General features: G+C 74.1%; 15 protein-coding genes. 7 read left to right on the plus strand and 8 right to left on the minus strand.

Features of this window, described 5'->3' with window-relative positions; translation table 11 throughout:
• Nucleotides 1-16: 16 nt before the first annotated feature.
• The 6 genes from D459_RS0113275 to D459_RS0113300 form a co-directional block, all read right to left on the minus strand.
• Nucleotides 17-1393, minus strand: coding sequence for an MFS transporter (locus D459_RS0113275; RefSeq protein ID WP_017593497.1), 1377 nt, complete (start codon nt 1391-1393; stop codon nt 17-19).
• Nucleotides 1394-1585: 192 nt separating this feature from the next.
• Nucleotides 1586-2554: an oxygenase MpaB family protein gene (locus tag D459_RS0113280; RefSeq protein WP_017593498.1), complete on the minus strand. Its 969-nt coding sequence runs from the start codon at nt 2552-2554 to the stop codon at nt 1586-1588.
• Nucleotides 2555-2713: 159 nt separating this feature from the next.
• Entirely contained in the window at nt 2714-3316 is a 603-nt protein-coding gene (locus tag D459_RS0113285; RefSeq protein ID WP_017593499.1) for a GTP-binding protein, read from the minus strand.
• Nucleotides 3297-3671, minus strand: a complete 375-nt coding sequence (locus tag D459_RS0113290; RefSeq protein ID WP_017593500.1) for a DUF742 domain-containing protein — start codon at nt 3669-3671, stop codon at nt 3297-3299. The genes D459_RS0113285 and D459_RS0113290 overlap by 20 nt, the downstream gene beginning before the upstream one ends.
• Before the next feature lie 12 nt (nt 3672-3683).
• Entirely contained in the window at nt 3684-4073 is a 390-nt protein-coding gene (locus D459_RS0113295; protein ID WP_017593501.1) for a roadblock/LC7 domain-containing protein, read from the minus strand.
• Between the two features lie 20 nt (nt 4074-4093).
• Nucleotides 4094-6700: a sensor histidine kinase gene (locus tag D459_RS0113300; protein ID WP_017593502.1), complete on the minus strand. Its 2607-nt coding sequence runs from the start codon at nt 6698-6700 to the stop codon at nt 4094-4096.
• Between the two features lie 512 nt (nt 6701-7212).
• Between D459_RS0113300 and D459_RS0113305 the strand changes: the two genes are divergently transcribed.
• On the plus strand, nt 7213-8316 hold the full coding sequence (locus D459_RS0113305; RefSeq protein WP_017593503.1) for a VanZ family protein: 1104 nt from the start codon (nt 7213-7215) through the stop codon (nt 8314-8316).
• Nucleotides 8317-8361: 45 nt separating this feature from the next.
• On the opposite strand, the gene D459_RS0113310 is transcribed toward D459_RS0113305, so the two are convergent.
• Entirely contained in the window at nt 8362-9174 is an 813-nt protein-coding gene (locus D459_RS0113310; RefSeq protein ID WP_017593504.1) for a crotonase/enoyl-CoA hydratase family protein, read from the minus strand.
• Nucleotides 9175-9335: 161 nt separating this feature from the next.
• Between D459_RS0113310 and D459_RS0113315 the strand changes: the two genes are divergently transcribed.
• The 6 genes from D459_RS0113315 to D459_RS0113340 all read left to right on the plus strand — a co-directional run bounded on the left by D459_RS0113315 (nt 9336) and on the right by D459_RS0113340 (nt 16989).
• Complete coding sequence (locus tag D459_RS0113315) at nt 9336-10895, plus strand: acyl-CoA synthetase (RefSeq protein WP_017593505.1); 1560 nt, start codon at nt 9336-9338, stop codon at nt 10893-10895.
• On the plus strand, nt 10885-11844 hold the full coding sequence (locus D459_RS0113320) for a Zn-ribbon domain-containing OB-fold protein (protein WP_017593506.1): 960 nt from the start codon (nt 10885-10887) through the stop codon (nt 11842-11844). Before D459_RS0113315 ends, D459_RS0113320 begins: the two co-directional genes overlap by 11 nt.
• A complete protein-coding gene (locus D459_RS0113325; protein ID WP_017593507.1) occupies nt 11841-12872 on the plus strand; it encodes a hypothetical protein in 1032 nt (343 codons plus the stop codon). The genes D459_RS0113320 and D459_RS0113325 overlap by 4 nt, the downstream gene beginning before the upstream one ends.
• Nucleotides 12869-14026, plus strand: a complete 1158-nt coding sequence (locus D459_RS0113330) for a thiolase domain-containing protein (protein WP_017593508.1) — start codon at nt 12869-12871, stop codon at nt 14024-14026. The genes D459_RS0113325 and D459_RS0113330 overlap by 4 nt, the downstream gene beginning before the upstream one ends.
• A 48-nt stretch (nt 14027-14074) precedes the next feature.
• Nucleotides 14075-15700 (plus strand): AMP-binding protein, encoded by a 1626-nt coding sequence (locus D459_RS0113335; RefSeq protein WP_017593509.1) that lies wholly within the window; start codon nt 14075-14077, stop codon nt 15698-15700.
• A 62-nt stretch (nt 15701-15762) separates the two neighbouring features.
• A complete protein-coding gene (locus D459_RS0113340; protein ID WP_017593510.1) occupies nt 15763-16989 on the plus strand; it encodes a cytochrome P450 in 1227 nt (408 codons plus the stop codon).
• Nucleotides 16990-17077: 88 nt separating this feature from the next.
• On the opposite strand, the gene D459_RS0113345 is transcribed toward D459_RS0113340, so the two are convergent.
• A complete protein-coding gene (locus D459_RS0113345; protein ID WP_017593511.1) occupies nt 17078-17476 on the minus strand; it encodes a DUF3592 domain-containing protein in 399 nt (132 codons plus the stop codon).
• Nucleotides 17477-17657: the final 181 nt, after the last annotated feature.

The following is a 17657-nucleotide window of genomic DNA, read 5'->3' on the forward strand; positions in this document are numbered from 1 at the left end:
GGGGAGGGGCAGGGGATCAGTCCCCGGTCAGCCGGGCCATCGCGGCGGCGTTCAACCGGTAGCGGAGCAGGAAGAGCGCCGATCCGAGCATCACCGCGGCCGGCACCAGGGTGCTGCCCACCAGCATGCCGTGCAGCGCCTGCTCGGTCTGGCGGACCGCCTCGTGCGCCGCGGACTCCCGGTAGCCGCTCACCGCCAGCGCCGCGCCGAGCAGCCAGGCGCCCAGAGCGCCGCCGAGCGCCTCCATCGAGGACCAGATCCCGGAGAGCACGCCGGCCTGGTGGTGCCCGCTCACCGCGCGGGTCGCGGCGATGCAGTCGGTCAGCATGGAGTAGGGCAGCATGGTGCAGCCCGCGTTGCCGGTGCCCACCACGACGGACATCGCGATCGCCCACGGCAGCCCGCCCATCACCGGGATGAAGAACAGCCCGATCGCGCCGGCGATGAAGAAGCCGCAGGCCAGAGCGAGGGTGGGGCCCTTGTCCAGGCGGCGGGAGACCGCCATCCAGATCGGCATGGTGCCGATCAGCGGCAGCGTCACGCAGACCACCAGCAGCGCGGTGTAGCCCGGGTCGCCCATCACGTGCCGGGTCACGTAGGGCACCCCGGCGATCATCGTGCCCGAGGCGACCACCCCGAGGAACGCCACCGGGAGCAGCCGGCGGAAGTAGGGGTTGCCCAGCGCGGTGCGGAACTGCGCCAGGAGCGGCTGGGAGTCCTGCACCCGGCGGCGCAGCGGCGCCCGGCGGGTGCCCAGGATGCAGCCGACCATCGCGGCCAGCACGATCAGCGCCATCACCGCGCCCATCAGCCGGTAGCCGGCCAGCGCGTTCCCCGGTCCGGCGCTCTCCACCAGCACCGGGGCCAGCGCCCCGCCGAGCAGCAGCGCCACCCCGACGAAGACGGTGCGCCAGCTCTGCAGCACCGACCGCTCGTGGTAGTCGTCGGTGATCTCGCCGGGCATCGCGGAGTAGGGCACCTGGAACACCGACGCGGAGACCGCGGCGAGCACGAAGACCACCAGCACGTAGATCGCGGCCGGGGTGCCCGGGACCGGGAAGCCGAAGAAGAGCAGGGCGAAGGAGACCGGCAGCGCCACCGCGCCGGCCGCCATCCACGGGTGCCGCGGCCCCCACCGGGACACCGTCCGGTCGGAGCGCACCCCGATGTAGGGCCCGGCGAACACGTCGACGACCTTCGGCGCCACCACCACGAACCCGGCCAGCGCGGGCGAGACCGCCAGCGCGTCGGTCAGGTAGATGAGCAGCAGCAGCGAGGGGACCGTGCTGAACACGTGGGTGGCGATGGCCCCCACGCCGTAGCCGGCGTGCACGGAGCGGGGCAGCGCGGGGCCGCGCCGGGCGGCGGCGTCCGCGGAGGCGGGGGAGGGCACGCTGGGGGACCGATCTATCTCGTCGACGGGGAGGGGCCCGCCCCGCGGCGATGATCTTGACGCTGCGGGGGTGTCAGAGCGCTCTGACACCCCCGCAGCGTCAAGATCATCGGGGGAGGGGAGGGGGAGGAAGGCGGGCAGAGGAAGGGCGCCCCGCCGCGCGGACTGCGGGGCGCCCGGATCCGGGGCGGGTCAGGCCTGCTGCCGGGGCTGCTCGCTCTCCTTGGGCGGCAGCGCCTGCCCGGGGGCCGGCACCCGGTCCCGGGAGCCGGACACCTCGACGACCTTGAGGTCGTGCGGGACCGGGCACTTCATCGGGAAGGTGCCGATCCGGGACGGGTCGAAGCCGTCCGGGTAGCTCTTGATGTTGGGGTTCTCCTCCTCGGTGCGCGGCTCGACCCGCGGGGCCATCCGCCGGACCACCTTGGCCCGGGCCTTGAGCGCGAACCGGGCGGCGCCCTTCCAGAAGCCCGAGGCGGGCTCGTAGTCGAACGCCTTGACCAGGTGGTCCTCCATCAGCGCCATGGTGAAGCGTTTCATCAGCGGGCGCTGCCACTCGGGGGAGAAGGTCAGCATCAGGTCCAGGGTGCTGTCCGAGACGGCCCGGCCGCCCTCGCTGAACCCGAAGTGCTCGGCCTCGTAGGAGTCGAACAGCTCAAGGAACTCCTGGTAGGTCTCCGGGATGTCCTTGATCGCCATGTGCCTGCCGAGCGACCGGTAGTAGTTGGTGTTGGCGCGGATCTCGTGCTCGCTCAGCCGGCGCCAGCCGAAGCCCCAGTCGTTGAGCCAGCGCACCGGCATCACCACGAACGTGCTCAGCACGTACAGGTAGTCGTCGTTGCTGATGTCGTAGCTGCGGTGCATCTGGTTCATCCGGCGCAGCGCGTCGCGGCCGCGCCCCGGCTCGAACCCGTACCGCATCATCTGCCCGAGGAGCAGCGCGGTGTCGTCGTAGCGGTGCTGGGTGCGGTCGGTGAACTCCTCGGTGTCGCCGAGCAGCCCGCCGATGCTGGGCACCGCGTAGGTCCGGTACAGCGCCAGGCCCAGGGCCTGGCTCATGTCCCACGGGAACTCGTGCGCGGACAGGATGAAGGTGATGCGCTGAGCGTCCTTCTCCGCGTCCATTCGGTGGATCTCGTCGTACCAGTCGAACCGTTTCATCGGCCTCTCCGGATCGGCGGTCGGGGGATGCGGGGGCAGGGCGGGCCGAGGAGGGGCGCCCACCGGAGACCGGTGGCGGGTACCGGTCGGTACGGACCTTACTCCCCGGCGCCCGCCGGGACGGAACCGACCCGGCGGCGTCCCCTGTGAGAAAGGCGATCAGGCGGTCGCGGCCATCCGGTCGGCCACGCTGCGCACCAGGGTGAGCAGGACCTCCTTGCTGGAGGCCCGGCTGCGCGCGTCGCAGAGCACCACCGGGATCCCCTCGGGGATGCTCAGCGCGGAGCGCACCTCGTCGGCGCTGTAGGAGTGCGCGCCCTCGAAGCAGTTCACCGCCACCACGAACGGCAGGCCGCGCCGCTCGAAGAAGTCCACCGCCGGGAAGCAGGTCTCCAGCCGGCGGGTGTCGGCCAGCACCACCGCCCCCAGCGCCCCCAGTGCCAGCTCCTCCCACATGAACCAGAACCGCTGCTGGCCCGGGGTGCCGAACATGTACAGCACCAGGTCGTCGTTGATGGTGATGCGGCCGAAGTCCAGGGCCACCGTGGTGGTGCCCTTGGCCTCGATCCCGGAGAGGTCGTCCACCCCCAGGCTGGCCTCGGTCATCACCTCCTCGGTGCGCAGCGGGGCCACCTCGCTGACCGAGCCGACCATGGTGGTCTTCCCCGCGCCGAAACCGCCCGCGACCAGGATCTTGATCGCGGCGGGGATGTGCTCCTCCTCCGCTGCGGAGGCGCGCGGGTCAGAGTCGTTGGATGCCATCGAGTACCGCCTGCAGTACGTCCCGGTTCACCGGGCTCTCGGACGTGTAGGGAGCGCGGGCCAGGACGTATCCCCGGCCGATGAGGTCGCCGAGCAGCACCTTGACCACCGCCACCGGGATGTCCAGGTGCGCGGAGACCTCGGCGACGGACTGGGCGCGCCGGCACAGCTCCAGGATGCGGACCTGCTCCGGCTCCAGCGCCATCTCGTCCACCTCCGCGCGGGCGGCGATCACGACGCTGACCATGTCCAGCCGGACCGCGTCGGAGCGCTGCCGGCCCTCGGTGAGGATGTAGGGGCGGACGACGGAACCCATGCCGTCGGCGTTCAGCCCCGCGTCGTTGGACTCGGACATGAAGGGCCTCCCTTATCGGGCGGATCCATCGGCGCTGTGCCGCGGGGCCGCGTCGAGGAACCGCCCCACCTGCTCGACGAGGACGTTCATCTCGTAGGCGATCAGCCCGACGTCGGAGCTCTCCTCGGCCAGGACGGCGAGGCAGGCGCCCTGGCCCGCCCCGGTGACGAACAGGTAGGCCCGCTCCATCTCCACGACGGTCTGCAGCACCTCGCCGCCGTCGAACTGCTTGCCGGTGCCGCGGGCGAGGCTCTGGAAGGCGGAGGCGATCGCGGAGAGCTGTTCCGCGTCGTCCTTGCCGAGGTCCGCCGAGTTGCCCAGCAGGAGTCCGTCGGCGGACAGGACGATCGCGTACTTGGCCCCCACGGCGCGCTCGACGAGGCTGTCGAGAAGCCAGTTCAAGTCCTTAGCAGCGTTGTTCGTCAAGGTCGGGAATCCTTCTCAGTGTCCTCGGTGTCGTTGCCGCCCTGCTTGGCGCGGCTCTCCTTGCGGCCGCGGAGCGTGCCCGCCTGGAAGGCGGCCATGTTGCGGCGGAGCTTCTCCGAGCGCTCCGGGTCGTGCGAGGCGGGCGCGGCCTGCCGGTCCTCCTCCATGGCGGGGCAGGACTCGGCGAGCTGCGGCGCCAGGTTGGTCTGCGGGGTGCGCTTGGGCAGCGCCGGGCGGCCGGAGGCGTCCGTCGGCGCCGCGGGCGCGGAGCCCTCCGGCGCGCCGCCGCTCCCGTTCGCCCCGCTCTTCTGCCCGGGCGCCTCCGGGGCGCCGCCGGCGGAGCCGTTCAGGGAGCCGTTCGCGGAGCCGTCCGCCGGGGCGGCGCCGCGCCGCGGCAGGCCCGACGCGGTGGTCGATCCGTTCCCGGCGGAGGCGTTCCGGCCGCGCCGCGGCAGCGGCGGGCGGTCGCCGGAGGGCGCCGGCGCCGCGGCGTCCTTCCCGACGTCCTTCTTCCCGTCCTGCTCGCCGCCGTCCTTCCCGCCGGGCTCCTTCCGCCCGGCGGAGTCCCCGCCGGCGGCGGGGACGGCCGGGTTCTCCCCGGTGGCGCCGGTCTTGAGCAGGTCGCCGCCGCTCTCCGGGCGCTTGCGCGCCAGCGACCCGATGGCCACCGGCTGCTCGCCGGTGTCCTCCTCGGGGCGGCCCGGGGGCAGCGGCGCGGCGTCGGCGATGATCTCCGGCGGCAGCAGCACGATCGCCTGCACGCCGCCGTAGGGGGAGGAGCGCAGCCACACCTTGATGTCGTGCCGGCGGGCCAGCCGGGAGACCACGAACAGGCCGAGCCGCATCTTCTCGTTGAGCCGCATGACGTCGAACTCGGGCGGGTCGGAGAGGAGCGCGTTGGCCGCCTCGAACTCGTCCTCCTGCATGCCCAGGCCGCGGTCCTCGATCTCGATCGAGACCCCGTTGGGGACCTGCTCGGCGGAGAGCATGACCCGGGTGTGCGGTGGGGAGAAGGTGGTGGCGTTGTCCACCAGCTCGGCGACCAGGTGGATGACGTCGGCCACGGCGGGGCCGACCACCGAGACCCGGGCGATGTGGTTGCGCTGCACCCGGGTGTAGTCGCCGGACTCCGAGATCGACCCGCGCACCACGTCGACCAGCGGCATCGGCCGGTGCCAGGTGCGGCCGGGGTTCTCGCCGCCGAGGATGAGCAGGTTCTCCGCGTTCCGCCGGGAGCGGGTGGCCAGGTGGTCCAGCTTGAACAGCTCGGTGAGCTGGGCCGGGTCCTCCTGCTCGCGCTCCATCCGGTCGAGCAGGCGGAGCTGCCGGTGGATCAGCGTCTGGCTGCGGTGCGCGATGCTGAGGAACACCCGGTTGACGCCCTCGCGCAGCTCGGCCTGGCGGACCGCGGCCTCCACCGCGGTGCGCTGGGCGGTGTCGAAGGCGTGCGCGACCTGCCCGATCTCGTCGGCGGACTGGTTGGCCTCCAGGCTGGACAGCTCGGCGTCCACCTGCACCGGTTCGTTCCGGCGCAGCCGCTCCATGATGCCGGGCAGCCTCTTCTCGGTGAGCTCGTGGCTGTCGTCGCGCAGCCGGTGCAGCCGCTCGACCAGGCGCCGGGCGGAGCGGTTGGCGGCGATGAAGGCCAGCACGACCAGTACCGCCACCCCGGCGCTGCCCAGCGCGGCCAGGCCGATCGAGCGGTAGGCGGCCTCGCCCTGCATCTCGCCGGCGTAGGTGGCCTCGTTCGCGCCGATCGAGGTGATCTCCTCGAACACCGGGTCGAAGGCGGCCTCCCAGTCCTCCTTGGAGACCGGCATCGGGAACCGCTCGACGATCTCGCCGGTGACCGGGTCGGTCTCGGTGACCGCGGGGCGCTCCATGATCTGGGTGACGTAGTCCTGCAGCCGCTCGTACTCCTCGGACTCGACCAGCTCGCGGTACTGCTCGCGCTGGTCCGGGCCGAGGAAGTCGGCGGTCTGCTCCATCCGGGACCGGAAGGCGCCGTACTCCTGGACGAAGGCGTGCATGTCCGGGTGGCTCAGCTCGTCCTCGCTGAACGAGCGGACCAGCTGCGCGTCGGCCATGCCCAGCTCGTCGACCGCGCGGAACACCGAGGTGGCGCTGACGCCGTGGCCGATCGTCTGGGTGTCGTTGCCGTTGCGGGACAGGTCGTCGAAGAGGTCCGCGGCGGCGGTGGTCACCCCGCCGTAGAACTCCATCACGTCCTCGCGGGAGGCGCTGCCCGCCCGCACCTGGGCCCGCAGGTCGTGGATGCCGGAGTAGCGCTCCTGCAGGGTGGTGATCCGCTCGGCCGAGGGCTCCGGTACGACGGGCTTCAGCTCGTCGTAGTCGGTGATGATGGTGCCCATCTTCTCGTCCGAGTCCTCCTGGGCCTCGGTGAGCTCGTCGGCGAGCTCGTCGGGGTGCTCCAGGTACCCGACGGTGACCGAGCGCTCCTGCATCACCGCGGTCAGCGCGACGGCCGACGGGGTCAGGTACTTCTCGTTGCCGTCGGCGAGCGCGACGTCGATCGCGGCGTTGGCGAACAGCGTGCCGCTGACGCCCAGCCACAGCACGACCAGGGCCGAGGTGGGGGCCAAGACGATCCTGCGGAGACGGGCGCGGATGCTCGGCGTCCGTCGTTGCTTTGCTGCCTGCACTGCTCTCCTAGGGGCCCGTATCTGAGCACGCCGGGACGCTGCGGAGCGCGGGGGACGGGGCGCTCCGGTGCTTTTGCCGTATGCGGGGCGGCCGCCGGGGCCGGTGGGCGGTCTCCGGTACGACCGATGATGCCGAGGTTCGTGTGGAACGCGAGAAATCGGCCAGGGGATCGTATCTCGCCCCCGAAGACGGCGAATAGCCGGGTAGAGGCGGAGTCGGCGGTCATGCGGCGGATGCGCCCGGAGGGGCTTCGGGTCCCAACTGGGCATCTGCGGATTCCGCTGGGCGGATCGCCGGTTTCGCGAAACTCGCCGGTAGGGCCCGGTCAGACGCGAAGAATTATCAAATAGTTACACGTCGAGTGCGCTCCGGGTACGGCGGGGCCTCCGGCCGCGGGGTTTCCCCGGTTCCCCGGCGGACGGTGGGACGGCGCCGCTAGCCTGGGGGCCTTATGGGAGGGTTCTTCGAGGCCGGAGCGGGCACCGGCGGGATCGCGGCCCCGGTGGCGGCGGTGGCGGTGGCGGCGTGCTGCGCCGTCTTCCTCCGCCTGCACCTGGGGCGGTACGGACGGATCGCCGGCTGGCCGGGCCGGGTGACGCAGGCGGTGCTGCTCACCGGGATCGGGGTGGGGGCGTACGCGGTCTGGCCGCTGCCCGGCCCCGCCGAATGCGCCGCGGATCCGCTGGCCTCGCCGTTCTCGCTGGGCGCCCTGGAGGGGCGGCCGGGCGGGCCGCTCCGGCACGCGGCCCTGGCCTTCGCGGTGCTGGTCCCGGTCGGCCTGCTGGCCCGGCACCGGTACCGCAGGGGCGTCCTCGCCACCGCCGCGCTGGGCGCGCTGACCGCGCTGGCGATCGAGGCGGTCCAGGCCACCGGGGTGCTGGGCGCGCTGCCCTGCGCGCACCGGGTCGCCGCCGTCGACGATGTGCTGCTCGGCACGGCCGGCGCGCTGGCCGGGTGGCTGCTCGGCCTGGCCGCCGACCGGGTGCTGCCCCGGCCCTGGCCGGGCGGCCTGGCCGACATCTTCCCGCCCGGGCTCGGCCGCCGCGCCGCCGGGCACCTGATCGACCTGGCGCTGTGGTGGTACGGCACCCTGCTGGCCGCGGCCCTGATCGTGCGCGCCGGGTACGCCCCGCTGCCCGAATCGGAGCTGCACGCCGCGGCCCTGATCGCGGCGGCGGTCCTGTTCGGACTGGTGCAGCCGGTGCTCCGCGGCGACCGGTGCACGCCCGGCCGGGCCTGCCTGATGCTGGCCACCGCCGCGGCCGGCCCGCTGCCCGAACCGGCCTCCCGGCCACGGGTCCTGGTCCGCTCGCTGCTGCTGTACGCCCCGGTCACCGTGCTCTTCGCGGCCGGCCTGCACTGGTGGGCGCTGCTCGTCCCGATCGTGCACGGCCTGCCCGCCCTGGCCCGGGCGGACGGAGCCGGCCTGGCCGACCTGATCTGCGGCACCCGCACCGCCACCCGGGCCTGGACCGAGGGCGGCGGCCTGCCCGCCAAGCTCATCCGGTACGCCCCGCCCGCCGAACCCCGCGCCCCGGCCCCGCGGGCCGGCTGACGAACGGGGCCCCGCCCCGGGCTCGGGGCAAGGAGCGCATCCGGGTCACTCGCCGGTGAAGGACGGCGGCCGCTTCTCCGCGAAGGCGCGGGCGCCCTCCTTCGCGTCGGCGGAGGCCATCACCTTCCAGCCGTGCGCGTCGCTGACCTCCAGCGCTTCGGCCTCGGGCAGGCCCTCGGTCTCGCGGTGGACGCGGAGGATCGCCTGGACCGCGAGCGGGCCGCAGGCGGCGATGGAGTCGGCGACCGCGCGGGCCTCGGCCAGGGCGGTGCCGTCCGGGACGACCCGGGTGACCAGGCCGATGTCGGCGGCCTCCCGGGCGGTGTAGGAGCGGCCGGTGAGCAGCATCTCCATGGCGTGGGCGTAGGGCAGCTGGCGGGGGACGCGCACCGCGCAGCCGCCCATCGGGAACAGGCCGCGCCGGGCCTCGTACAGGCCGAGGACGGCCCCCTCGGCGGCGATCCGGACGTCGGTGCCGACCACCAGCTCGGTGCCGCCCGCCACGGCCGGCCCCTCGACCGCGCAGACCAGCGGCTTGCCCGGGCGGGCCTCGCGGAGCAGGCCCTTCCAGTGGAAGTTCTCGATCTCGGCGGCGCGGCGGCGCACCCGCTCGTCCTCGGACGGGGCGCCCATCCCCTTCAGGTCGGCGCCGGCGCAGAACACCCCGCCGGCGCCGGTGAGGATCCCGACCCGGACGCCGGGCTCGGCGTCGATGTAGCCGAACGCGTCGGCCATTCCGACCAGCATGTCGGTGGAGAGGGCGTTGCGCGCCTCCGGGCGGTCCATCACCACCGTCACCACCGGGCCGTCGCGCACCACTTCGCAGTGCGGGGTGGAGATGTCCAGCCGCTCGACCATCGTGTCCTCCCTGCTGCGCTGCGTATTCGCGAACGCCGTTCACGGTTCTCCTGTGAGAACTGATTCTAGATAGGAAAGTCACAGGCTGACAGGGGGTTGGCAGTAAAAAGAGAACGTGCTCTACTCGCACTCGAAGGGCACCCCCCGCAACGGAGGTCTCCATGGCGGACGCCCCCCTGCTCGGTTTCTGGAAGATCGCCCGCGCCGACCCCGAGCGGATCGCGTGCGTCGACCCCGACGGGTCGCAACACACCGCCGGACGGATCCTGGAGCGCGCCGACCGCCTGGTGCACGCGCTGCGCGCGCTGGGCCTGCGCGCCGGAGACGGGGTCTGCGCGCTCACCCCCAACGGCTCGGCCGGGCTGACCGTGCACCTCGCCGCGATGCAGGCCGGCCTGTACCACACCCCGCTCAACTGGCACCTGACCGGGCCGGAGATCGGGCACATCCTCTCCGACAGCGGCGCCAAGGCGCTCTTCCTGCACGAGCGGTTCGCCGCCGAAGGGCTGCGCGGCGCCGACCTGGCCGCCCTGCCCGGGCCCGCCCGGATCGGCATCGGCGAGGTGCCCGGCTGCACCGGCCTGGAGGAGTTCATCGCCGACCGCCCCGCCTCGCCGCCCCCGGACCGCACCGCGGGCGAGGCGATGCACTACACCTCCGGCACCACCGGCCTGCCCAAAGGGGTCCGCCGGCCGCTGAACGGGCTCGACCCGGACACCGCGGCCGAACTGTCCACCGCCTTCCTCGGGTTCTTCGGCATCGAACCCGGGCCGGACCACGCGCACCTGGTCACCTCGCCGACCTACCACACCGCGGTCGCCCGGTTCGGCACCACGGCGCTGCACATGGGCCACACCCTGGTCTTCATGGACCGCTGGGACGCCGAGGAGGCGCTCCGCCTGGTCGAGCGGCACCGGGTGACCAGCACCCACATGGTCCCCACCCACTTCAAGCGGATGCTGCACCTGCCGGAGGAGACCCGCTCCCGCTACGACCTCTCCTCCATGCGCTGGCTGGTGCACGGCGCCGCGCCCTGCCCGCCGGAGGTGCGCGAGGCGATGATCGGCTGGTGGGGCGAGTGCGTCTACGAGTACTACGCGGCCACCGAGGGCGGCGGCACGATCCAGCGCCCCGAGGACCGGCACGCCCACCCCGGCTCGGTCGGCCGCCCCTGGCCCATCACCGAACTCCTCATCGCCGACGAGAAGGGCGAGGAGCTGCCCGCCGGCGAGACCGGCCTGGTGTACATGCGGATGCAGGGGCCGTCCTTCGAGTACAAGGGCGACCCCGCCAAGACCGAGGCGGCCCGGCTCCGCGGCTTCTTCACCCTCGGCGACATCGGCCGCCTCGACGGCGGCGGCCACCTCTACCTCACCGACCGCGCCGCCGACGTGATCATCTCCGGCGGCGCCAACATCTACCCGGCCGAGATCGAGAACGCGCTGCTCGCCCACCCCGAGGTGATGGACGCCGCGGTGTTCGGGATCCCCGACGACGACTGGGGCGAGCAGGTCAAGGCGGTGGTGGAGCCGGCCGAGGGCAGCGAACCCGGCCCGGAGCTCGCCGAGCGGCTGCTGGCCTCGCTGGACGGCCGGCTGTCCCGGATGAAGCGGCCCCGCTCCATCGACTTCATCGCGGAGATGCCCCGCGAACCCAACGGGAAGCTGCCCAAGCGCAGACTCCGCGCCCCCTACTGGGAGGGGCGGGCCGATGCGATCTGACCGGACCGGGGAGGACGCCCCCGGGGAGCTCGTCGGCACGCACACGGTGCGCTTCCCCGGCGGCTACACCCGCAGCACCGGGCCGGTCATCGGCCGCTTCCTCACCGAGCTGCGCGACGGGCGCCTGGTCGGGGTGCGCACCGCCGCCGGCCGGGTGCTCTTCCCGCCGGTCGAGTACGACCCCGGCGACGGCGCGCCGCTGCCCGACCCGCCGGAGTTCCCCGAGGTCGGACCGGGCGGCACCGTGCGCACCTGGTGCTGGGTCGGTGCCCCCCGCCCCGCCCACCCGCTGGACCACCCCTTCGCCTGGGCCGCCGTGCGGCTGGACGGCGCGGACACCGCGGTGCTGCACGCCCTCGACTTCGGCCCGGACGCCCCCGCCGACCGCCCGCCCGCGCGGCTCCGCACCGGGCTGCGGGTCCGGGCCCGGCTCCGCCCCGAGGACGAGCGCACCGGCTCCATCACCGACATCCGCTGCTTCCGCCCCGAGGTCGACCGGATCATCGACGACCGCCGGCTGGACTACACCGTCCGCGCCGACGCCGCGCTCACCCGCTACCTGGAGGCGCAGCTGCACGGCCGCATCCTCGGCTCGCGCACCCGCGGCGGCCGGGTCCACGTCCCGCTGCGCGACCTCGACCCGGTGGACGGCACCCCGATGGCCGGCGAGGTCGAACTGCCCGGAACCGGGGTGCTCACCACCTTCTCCGTCAACCACGTGCCCGACCCCCGGGCACCCGAGGTCCCCTTCGTCACCGGGTACGTCCGGCTGGACGGCGCCGACGTCGACCTGCTCGCCCTGATCAGCGGGGTGGAACCGGAGAAGGTCCACGCCGGCATGCGGGTGCGCGCCGAATGGCTGCCGCCGGACGAGCGGACCCGCACCCGGCCGAGCATCCGCTGGTTCGTCCCCGACCAGGGCGCCGGGGCGGAAGAGGGGCCGAGATGAGCGCCCCCGACATCGCCGTCGTCGGCTACGCCGCCCGGATCCACCCCGAGGGCACCGCGGTGAGCGAGGCCGGACTGGTGCACACCGCGGTCACCGGCGCCCTGGACGACGCCGGACTGGACCGCACCGGCATCGGGTTCACCGTCTCCGGCAGCCTGGACTACCTGTCCGGCACCCCGTTCTCCTTCGTCGGCGCCCTGGACGCGATCGGCGCCTGGCCGCCGATCAGCGAGAGCCACGTCGAGATGGACGCCGCCTGGGCGCTGTACGAGGCCTGGCTGCGGCTCCGCCACGGCGACATCGGCACCGCCCTGGTCTACGGGTTCGGCAAGGCCACCCAGGGCTCGCTGCCCGAGGTGCTCGCCCGCCAGCTCGACCCCTACCACCTGGCCCCGCTCGGCGTGGACGCCGTCTCGCTGGCCGCGCTGCAGGCCAGGGCGGTGCTGGACGCCGGGCGGACCGACGAGGCCGGGCTCGCCGCGATCGCCGCCCGCTCCGGCCGGCCCGCACCCGGCGGCGGGGAGGACCCGCCGCCGCTGCCGCTGCTGCCCGGGCACACCGCCCGGCCCGCCGACGGCGCCGCCGCGGTGGTGCTCGCCGCCGGGGACACCGCCCGTCGGCTCGCCGCCGAGCACGGCACCGTCCCGGTCTGGATCCGCGGCCTGGACCAGCGGATCGACGGCCACTCCCCGGCCGGCCGGGACCTGGCCCGCTGCCCCTCCGCCGAGCGCGCCGCCGCCGGGGCCGGACTCCCCGGCGCCCCGGTCGACCTCGCCGAGCTGCACACCCGCCACCCGCACGAGGAGGTGCTGCTCCGCGAGGCGCTCGGCCTGGGCCCGGAGGTCCCGGTCAACCCCTCCGGCGGCCCGCTCGCCGCCGACCCGGTCATGGCCACCGGCCTGATCCGGATCGGCGAGGCCGCCCGGCGGATCGCCGACGGCACCGCCCGCCGGGCCGCCGCGCACGCGGCCCAGGGGCCCTGCCTCCAGCACAACCTGGTCGCCGTCCTGGAAGGAGGCGCGCGATGAGCCGGTCCGCGGCGGTCATCGGGGTCGGCCAGACCCGCTACCGGAGCAGGCGCGACGACGTGTCCATGCCGGGCCTGGTGCGCGAGGCCGCACTGCGCGCCCTGGACGACGCCGGGCTGGGCTTCGCCGACATCGACGCGGTGGTGCTGGGCAAGGCCCCGGACCTGTTCGAGGGCGTCGCCATGCCCGACCTGTTCCTCGCCGACGCGCTCGGCGCGCGCGGCAAGCCGCTGCTCCGGGTGCACACCGCCGGGTCGGTCGGCGGCTCCACCGCGGTGGTCGCCGCCGGGCACGTGCACAGCGGCGCGTTCCGCCGGGTGCTCGCCGTGGCCTGGGAGAAGCAGTCGGAGTCCAACGCCACCTGGGCGCTGACCATGGCGCACCCGTTCTCCACCTCCCTGGTGGTCGGCGCCGGCGGCTACTTCGCCCCGTTCATCCGCGCCTACATCGAGCGGTCCGGCGCCCCCGGCCACATCGGCCACCTGGTCGCCGCCAAGGACCGGCGCAACGCCCTCCGCAACCCCTACGCCCACCTGCGCATCCCCGACATCACCCCGGAGGCGGTGGCGGCCACCCCGATGCTCTGGGAGCCGATCCGCTACCTGGAGACCTGCCCCTCCTCCGACGGCGCCTGCGCGCTGGTCATCGCCGGCGAGGAGGAGGCCCGCGCCGCACCGCGCCCGCCCGCCTGGATCCTCGGCTCCGCGATGCGCAGCGAACCGATGACCTTCGCCGGCCGGGACGCGGTCGACCCCCGCGCCGGGCGGGACTGCGCCGCCGACGTCTACGCCCAGGCCGGCATCGCCGACCCCCGCCGCGACCTGGACGCCGCCGAGGTGTACGTGCCGTTCAGCTGGTACGAGCCGATGTGGCTGGAGAACCTCGGCTTCGCCGCCCCGGGCGAGGGCTGGCGGCTCACCGAGTCCGGCGCCACCGCCGCCGGCGGCGACATCCCGTGGAACCCCTCCGGCGGGGTGCTCTCCTCCAACCCCATCGGCGCCTCCGGAATGATCCGCTTCGCCGAGGCCGCCCAGCAGGTCCGCGGCCTCGCCGGAGGGCACCAGGTGGACGGGGCGCGCACCGCGCTCGGCCACGCCTACGGCGCCGGATCCCAGTTCTTCGCCATGTGGGTCGTGGGCGCGGAGCGCCCGTGACCGGCCCCCTCTCACCCCCGTCCGCAGGATCCGACCCAGGGAGGCCGGATGCAGTTCAACCTCGCCGACATGTACGAGGGGGTGGCCGACCGCCTCGGCGACCGGACCGCCCTCGTCTGCGGCGCCGACCGCCGGAGCTACGCCGGACTGGACGCCCGCGCCAACCGGGTCGCCCACCACCTGGCCGGGGCCGGCGTCCGCCCCGGGCAGCACGTGGGCATCCAGCTCTACAACGGCCCGCAGTACCTGGAGACCCTGCTCGGCGCGCTGAAGATCCGCGCGGTGCCGGTCAACGTCAACTACCGCTACCTGCCCCGGGAACTGGCCCACCTGTACGCCGACGCCGACCTGGCCGCGCTGGTCTACGACGCCGAGTTCGAGGCCCGGGTCGCCCGGGCCGCCCCGGCCGCCCGCACCCTCCGGCACACGGTCCGGGTCGGCGCCGCGGCCGGGTCCGGCCCGGAGTCCCCCGGGCCCGCCGCGCTGCTCGGCTCCGCCGACTACGAGGAGGCGCTCGCCGGCTCCTCGCCCGAGCGGGGCTTCCCCGAGCGCTCCGGCTCGGACGTCTACATCATCTACACCGGCGGCACCACCGGCATGCCCAAGGGCGTGATGTGGCGCCAGGAGGACCTGTTCTTCGCCGGGCACGGCGGCGGCAACCCCGGCGGGGAGCCGGTCGCCTCCCCCGAGGAGCTGGTGGACAAGGCCGCCCTGGCGCAGGGCGCGGTGATCATGCCTGCCGCCCCGCTGATGCACGGCGCCGCCCAGTTCGCCAGCTTCATCGGGTTCTGGGGCGGCGGGCGGGTGGTGCTGGTGCGCTCCTTCGACGCCGCCGAGGTGCTCCGGGCGATCGAGCGGGAGCGGGTCGCCACCGTCAACATCGTCGGCGACGCGATGGCCGCCCCGCTCGCCGACGAACTGGAGGCCGGCCGCCACGACCCCTCCTCGCTGGTGGTGGTCAGCTCCTCGGGGGCGATCCTCTCCGGGGCGGTGCGGGAGCGGCTGGAGCGGGCGCTCCCGGACCGCTTCATCCTGGACAACCTGGGGTCCACCGAGGCCGGGCTGGCCGCCTGGGGGGTGCCCGGCTCCGCCCCCGAGACCGGGCTGCGGTTCCGCTTCGACGACCCGCTGATCACCGTCCTCGGGCCGGACCTGCGCCCGGTCGCCCCCGGCTCGGGCGACATCGGCCAGGTGGCCCGGGCCGGCCGGGTCCCGATCGGCTACTACAAGGACCCGGAGAAGACCGCGCGCACCTTCGTCGAGGTGGACGGGGTGCGGCACACCCTCACCGGCGACATGGCCACCGTCGCCGAGGACGGCACCGTCACCGTGCTCGGCCGCGGCTCCGTCTGCATCAACACCGGCGGGGAGAAGGTCTACCCCGAGGAGGTCGAAGCGGTCCTCAAGGGCTTCCCCGGGGTGGCCGACGCGGTCGTGGTGGGGGTGCCGGACCCGCGGTACGGCCAGCGGGTCGCCGCGGTGGTGGCGGGCCGGGGCGGGGACGGCCCCGCGCCCGCCGAACTCGACGCGCACGTCCGCGGCCGGGTGGCCGGATACAAGGCGCCCCGGCTGTACCGCCTGGTGGAGGAGGTGCGCCGGTCCCCGAGCGGGAAGGCCGACTACCGGTGGGCGAGGGAGGCCGCCGCCGCAGGAGAGGAGCCCGCCCCGCGCTGACCGCGGGGCGCGCCGGCCGAGCGACAGACCGAGGGCGCGACCAGCACGACCCGGGAGAGGACATGACCGAGACGCCCGTGCCCGAAGGATTCGACTTCACCGACCCCGACGTGATCGTCCGCGGCGTACCGCACCGGGAGTTCGCCGCCCTGCGCCGCACCAGCCCGGTCCGGTGGAACCCCCAGCCCGGCGGGTACGGCTTCGAGGACGGCGGCCTGTGGCTGCTCACCAGGCACGAGGACGTCCGCCGCGCCTCGGTGGACTCCCGGCTGTTCTCCAGCAACGCCAACACCTCGATCGTCCGCTACTACCCGGGCATGGGGCCGGACGGGATGCAGGTGCAGAAGGACAGCCTGCTCATCAACCTCGACCCGCCGGCGCACACCAAGCTCCGCAAGATCGTGCAGCGCGGGTTCACCCCGCGCGCCATCGGGCGGATGGAGGAGGCGCTGCGCGAGCGCGCCGCCCGCATCGCGAGCCGGGCCGCCGAGAAGGGCGGCGGGGACTTCGTCGCCGACGTGGCGATGGAGCTGCCGCTGCAGGCCATCGCCGAGCTGATGGGGGTGGAGCAGAAGGACAGGGCCAAGCTCTTCCAGTGGTCCAACGAGATGCTCGGCTACGACGAACCGGAGTTCGGCATGGACCCGGCCGTCGCCTCGACGGAGATCCTCGGCTTCGCGATGGCCCTGGCCGGCGAGCGCCGCGCCGACCCGCGCGGCGACATCGTCTCCAAGCTGGTCCAGGCCGACGTGGACGGCCGCGGGCTGACCGACGACGAGTTCGGCTTCTTCGTGATCCTGCTGGCCGTCGCCGGCAACGAGACCACCCGCAACGCCATCACCCACGGCATGCTGGCGTTCCACTCCGACCCGGAGCAGTGGGAGCTGTACAAGCGGGAGCGGCCGCGCACCGCCGCCGACGAGATCGTCCGCTGGGCGACCCCGGTGATCGCCTTCCAGCGCACCGCCACCGCCGACACCGAGATCGGCGGCCAGGCCATAGCGGAGGGGGAGAGGGTCGGGCTCTACTACAGCTCGGCCAACTTCGACGAGGAGGTCTTCGACGACCCGTTCACCTTCGACATCACCCGGGACCCCAACCCGCACCTGGGCTTCGGCGGCACCGGCGCGCACTACTGCCTGGGCGCCAACCTGGCCCGGATGGAGATCGACCTGATCTTCAACGCCATCGCCGACCAGATGCCCGACATCGAGGTCACCGGCGGCCCGGAGCGGTTCCGCTCGTCCTGGATCAACGGGGTCAAGCACCTCCCGGCGCGCTACACCTGACGCCGGCCCCCTGCGCCGATCCCGACCCCGTCGCCGTCTCGAAGCCCGTCGAGGCGGCGACGGCGCCGAGGCCGGCGCGGGGAAGGGGTCATGCCCACCACTGCAGGTAGCCCAGGAAGCAGCCGATCCCGATCAGGGCGCAGCCGACCACCCCGAACATGCCGTGCACCCAGGTGCTGAGCCACGGGGCGTCGATGATGCGGGCCTGCTCCGGCCGGTTGGGGTGGTAGGTGACGGTGACGGCGTCGCCGTGCTTGGAGGCGGTCCAGCCGGTGCTCTCGTGCGTGGCGTGCACCTCCTCGCCCTCGTGCGTCTCGAACCGCACGATCATCCGGGCGGCGGTGCTCGACTCGGCGTAGCCGACGATCTCGCCCTCGGCGTAGAGTCCGTTGCGCAGCAGCAGCCCGGTCCAGAGCACGTGCCGGAAGTAGACGCCCAGGATGCCGAGCCCGGCCAGGATGGGCAGCAGCGGGTAGAGGTCGACCATCGTGTGAGCTCCGTCGGTCTCGGTTCCGCGTCCGGCACGGCCTTCGGTGCGTCGCGGGGCACCGGCGTCCGGGGCCCAGGTTAGAGCACCGGCCGCCCGCAGGGAGGAGGGGCGGCCGGGGCAGGCCATGAGGGACCCATGACACCGGTCCCGGCCGGCCCATGACACCGGTCCCTCCGGA

The sequence above is a fragment of the Nocardiopsis potens DSM 45234 genome (assembly GCF_000341105.1).
Lineage (GTDB): Bacteria > Actinomycetota > Actinomycetes > Streptosporangiales > Streptosporangiaceae > Nocardiopsis_A > Nocardiopsis_A potens.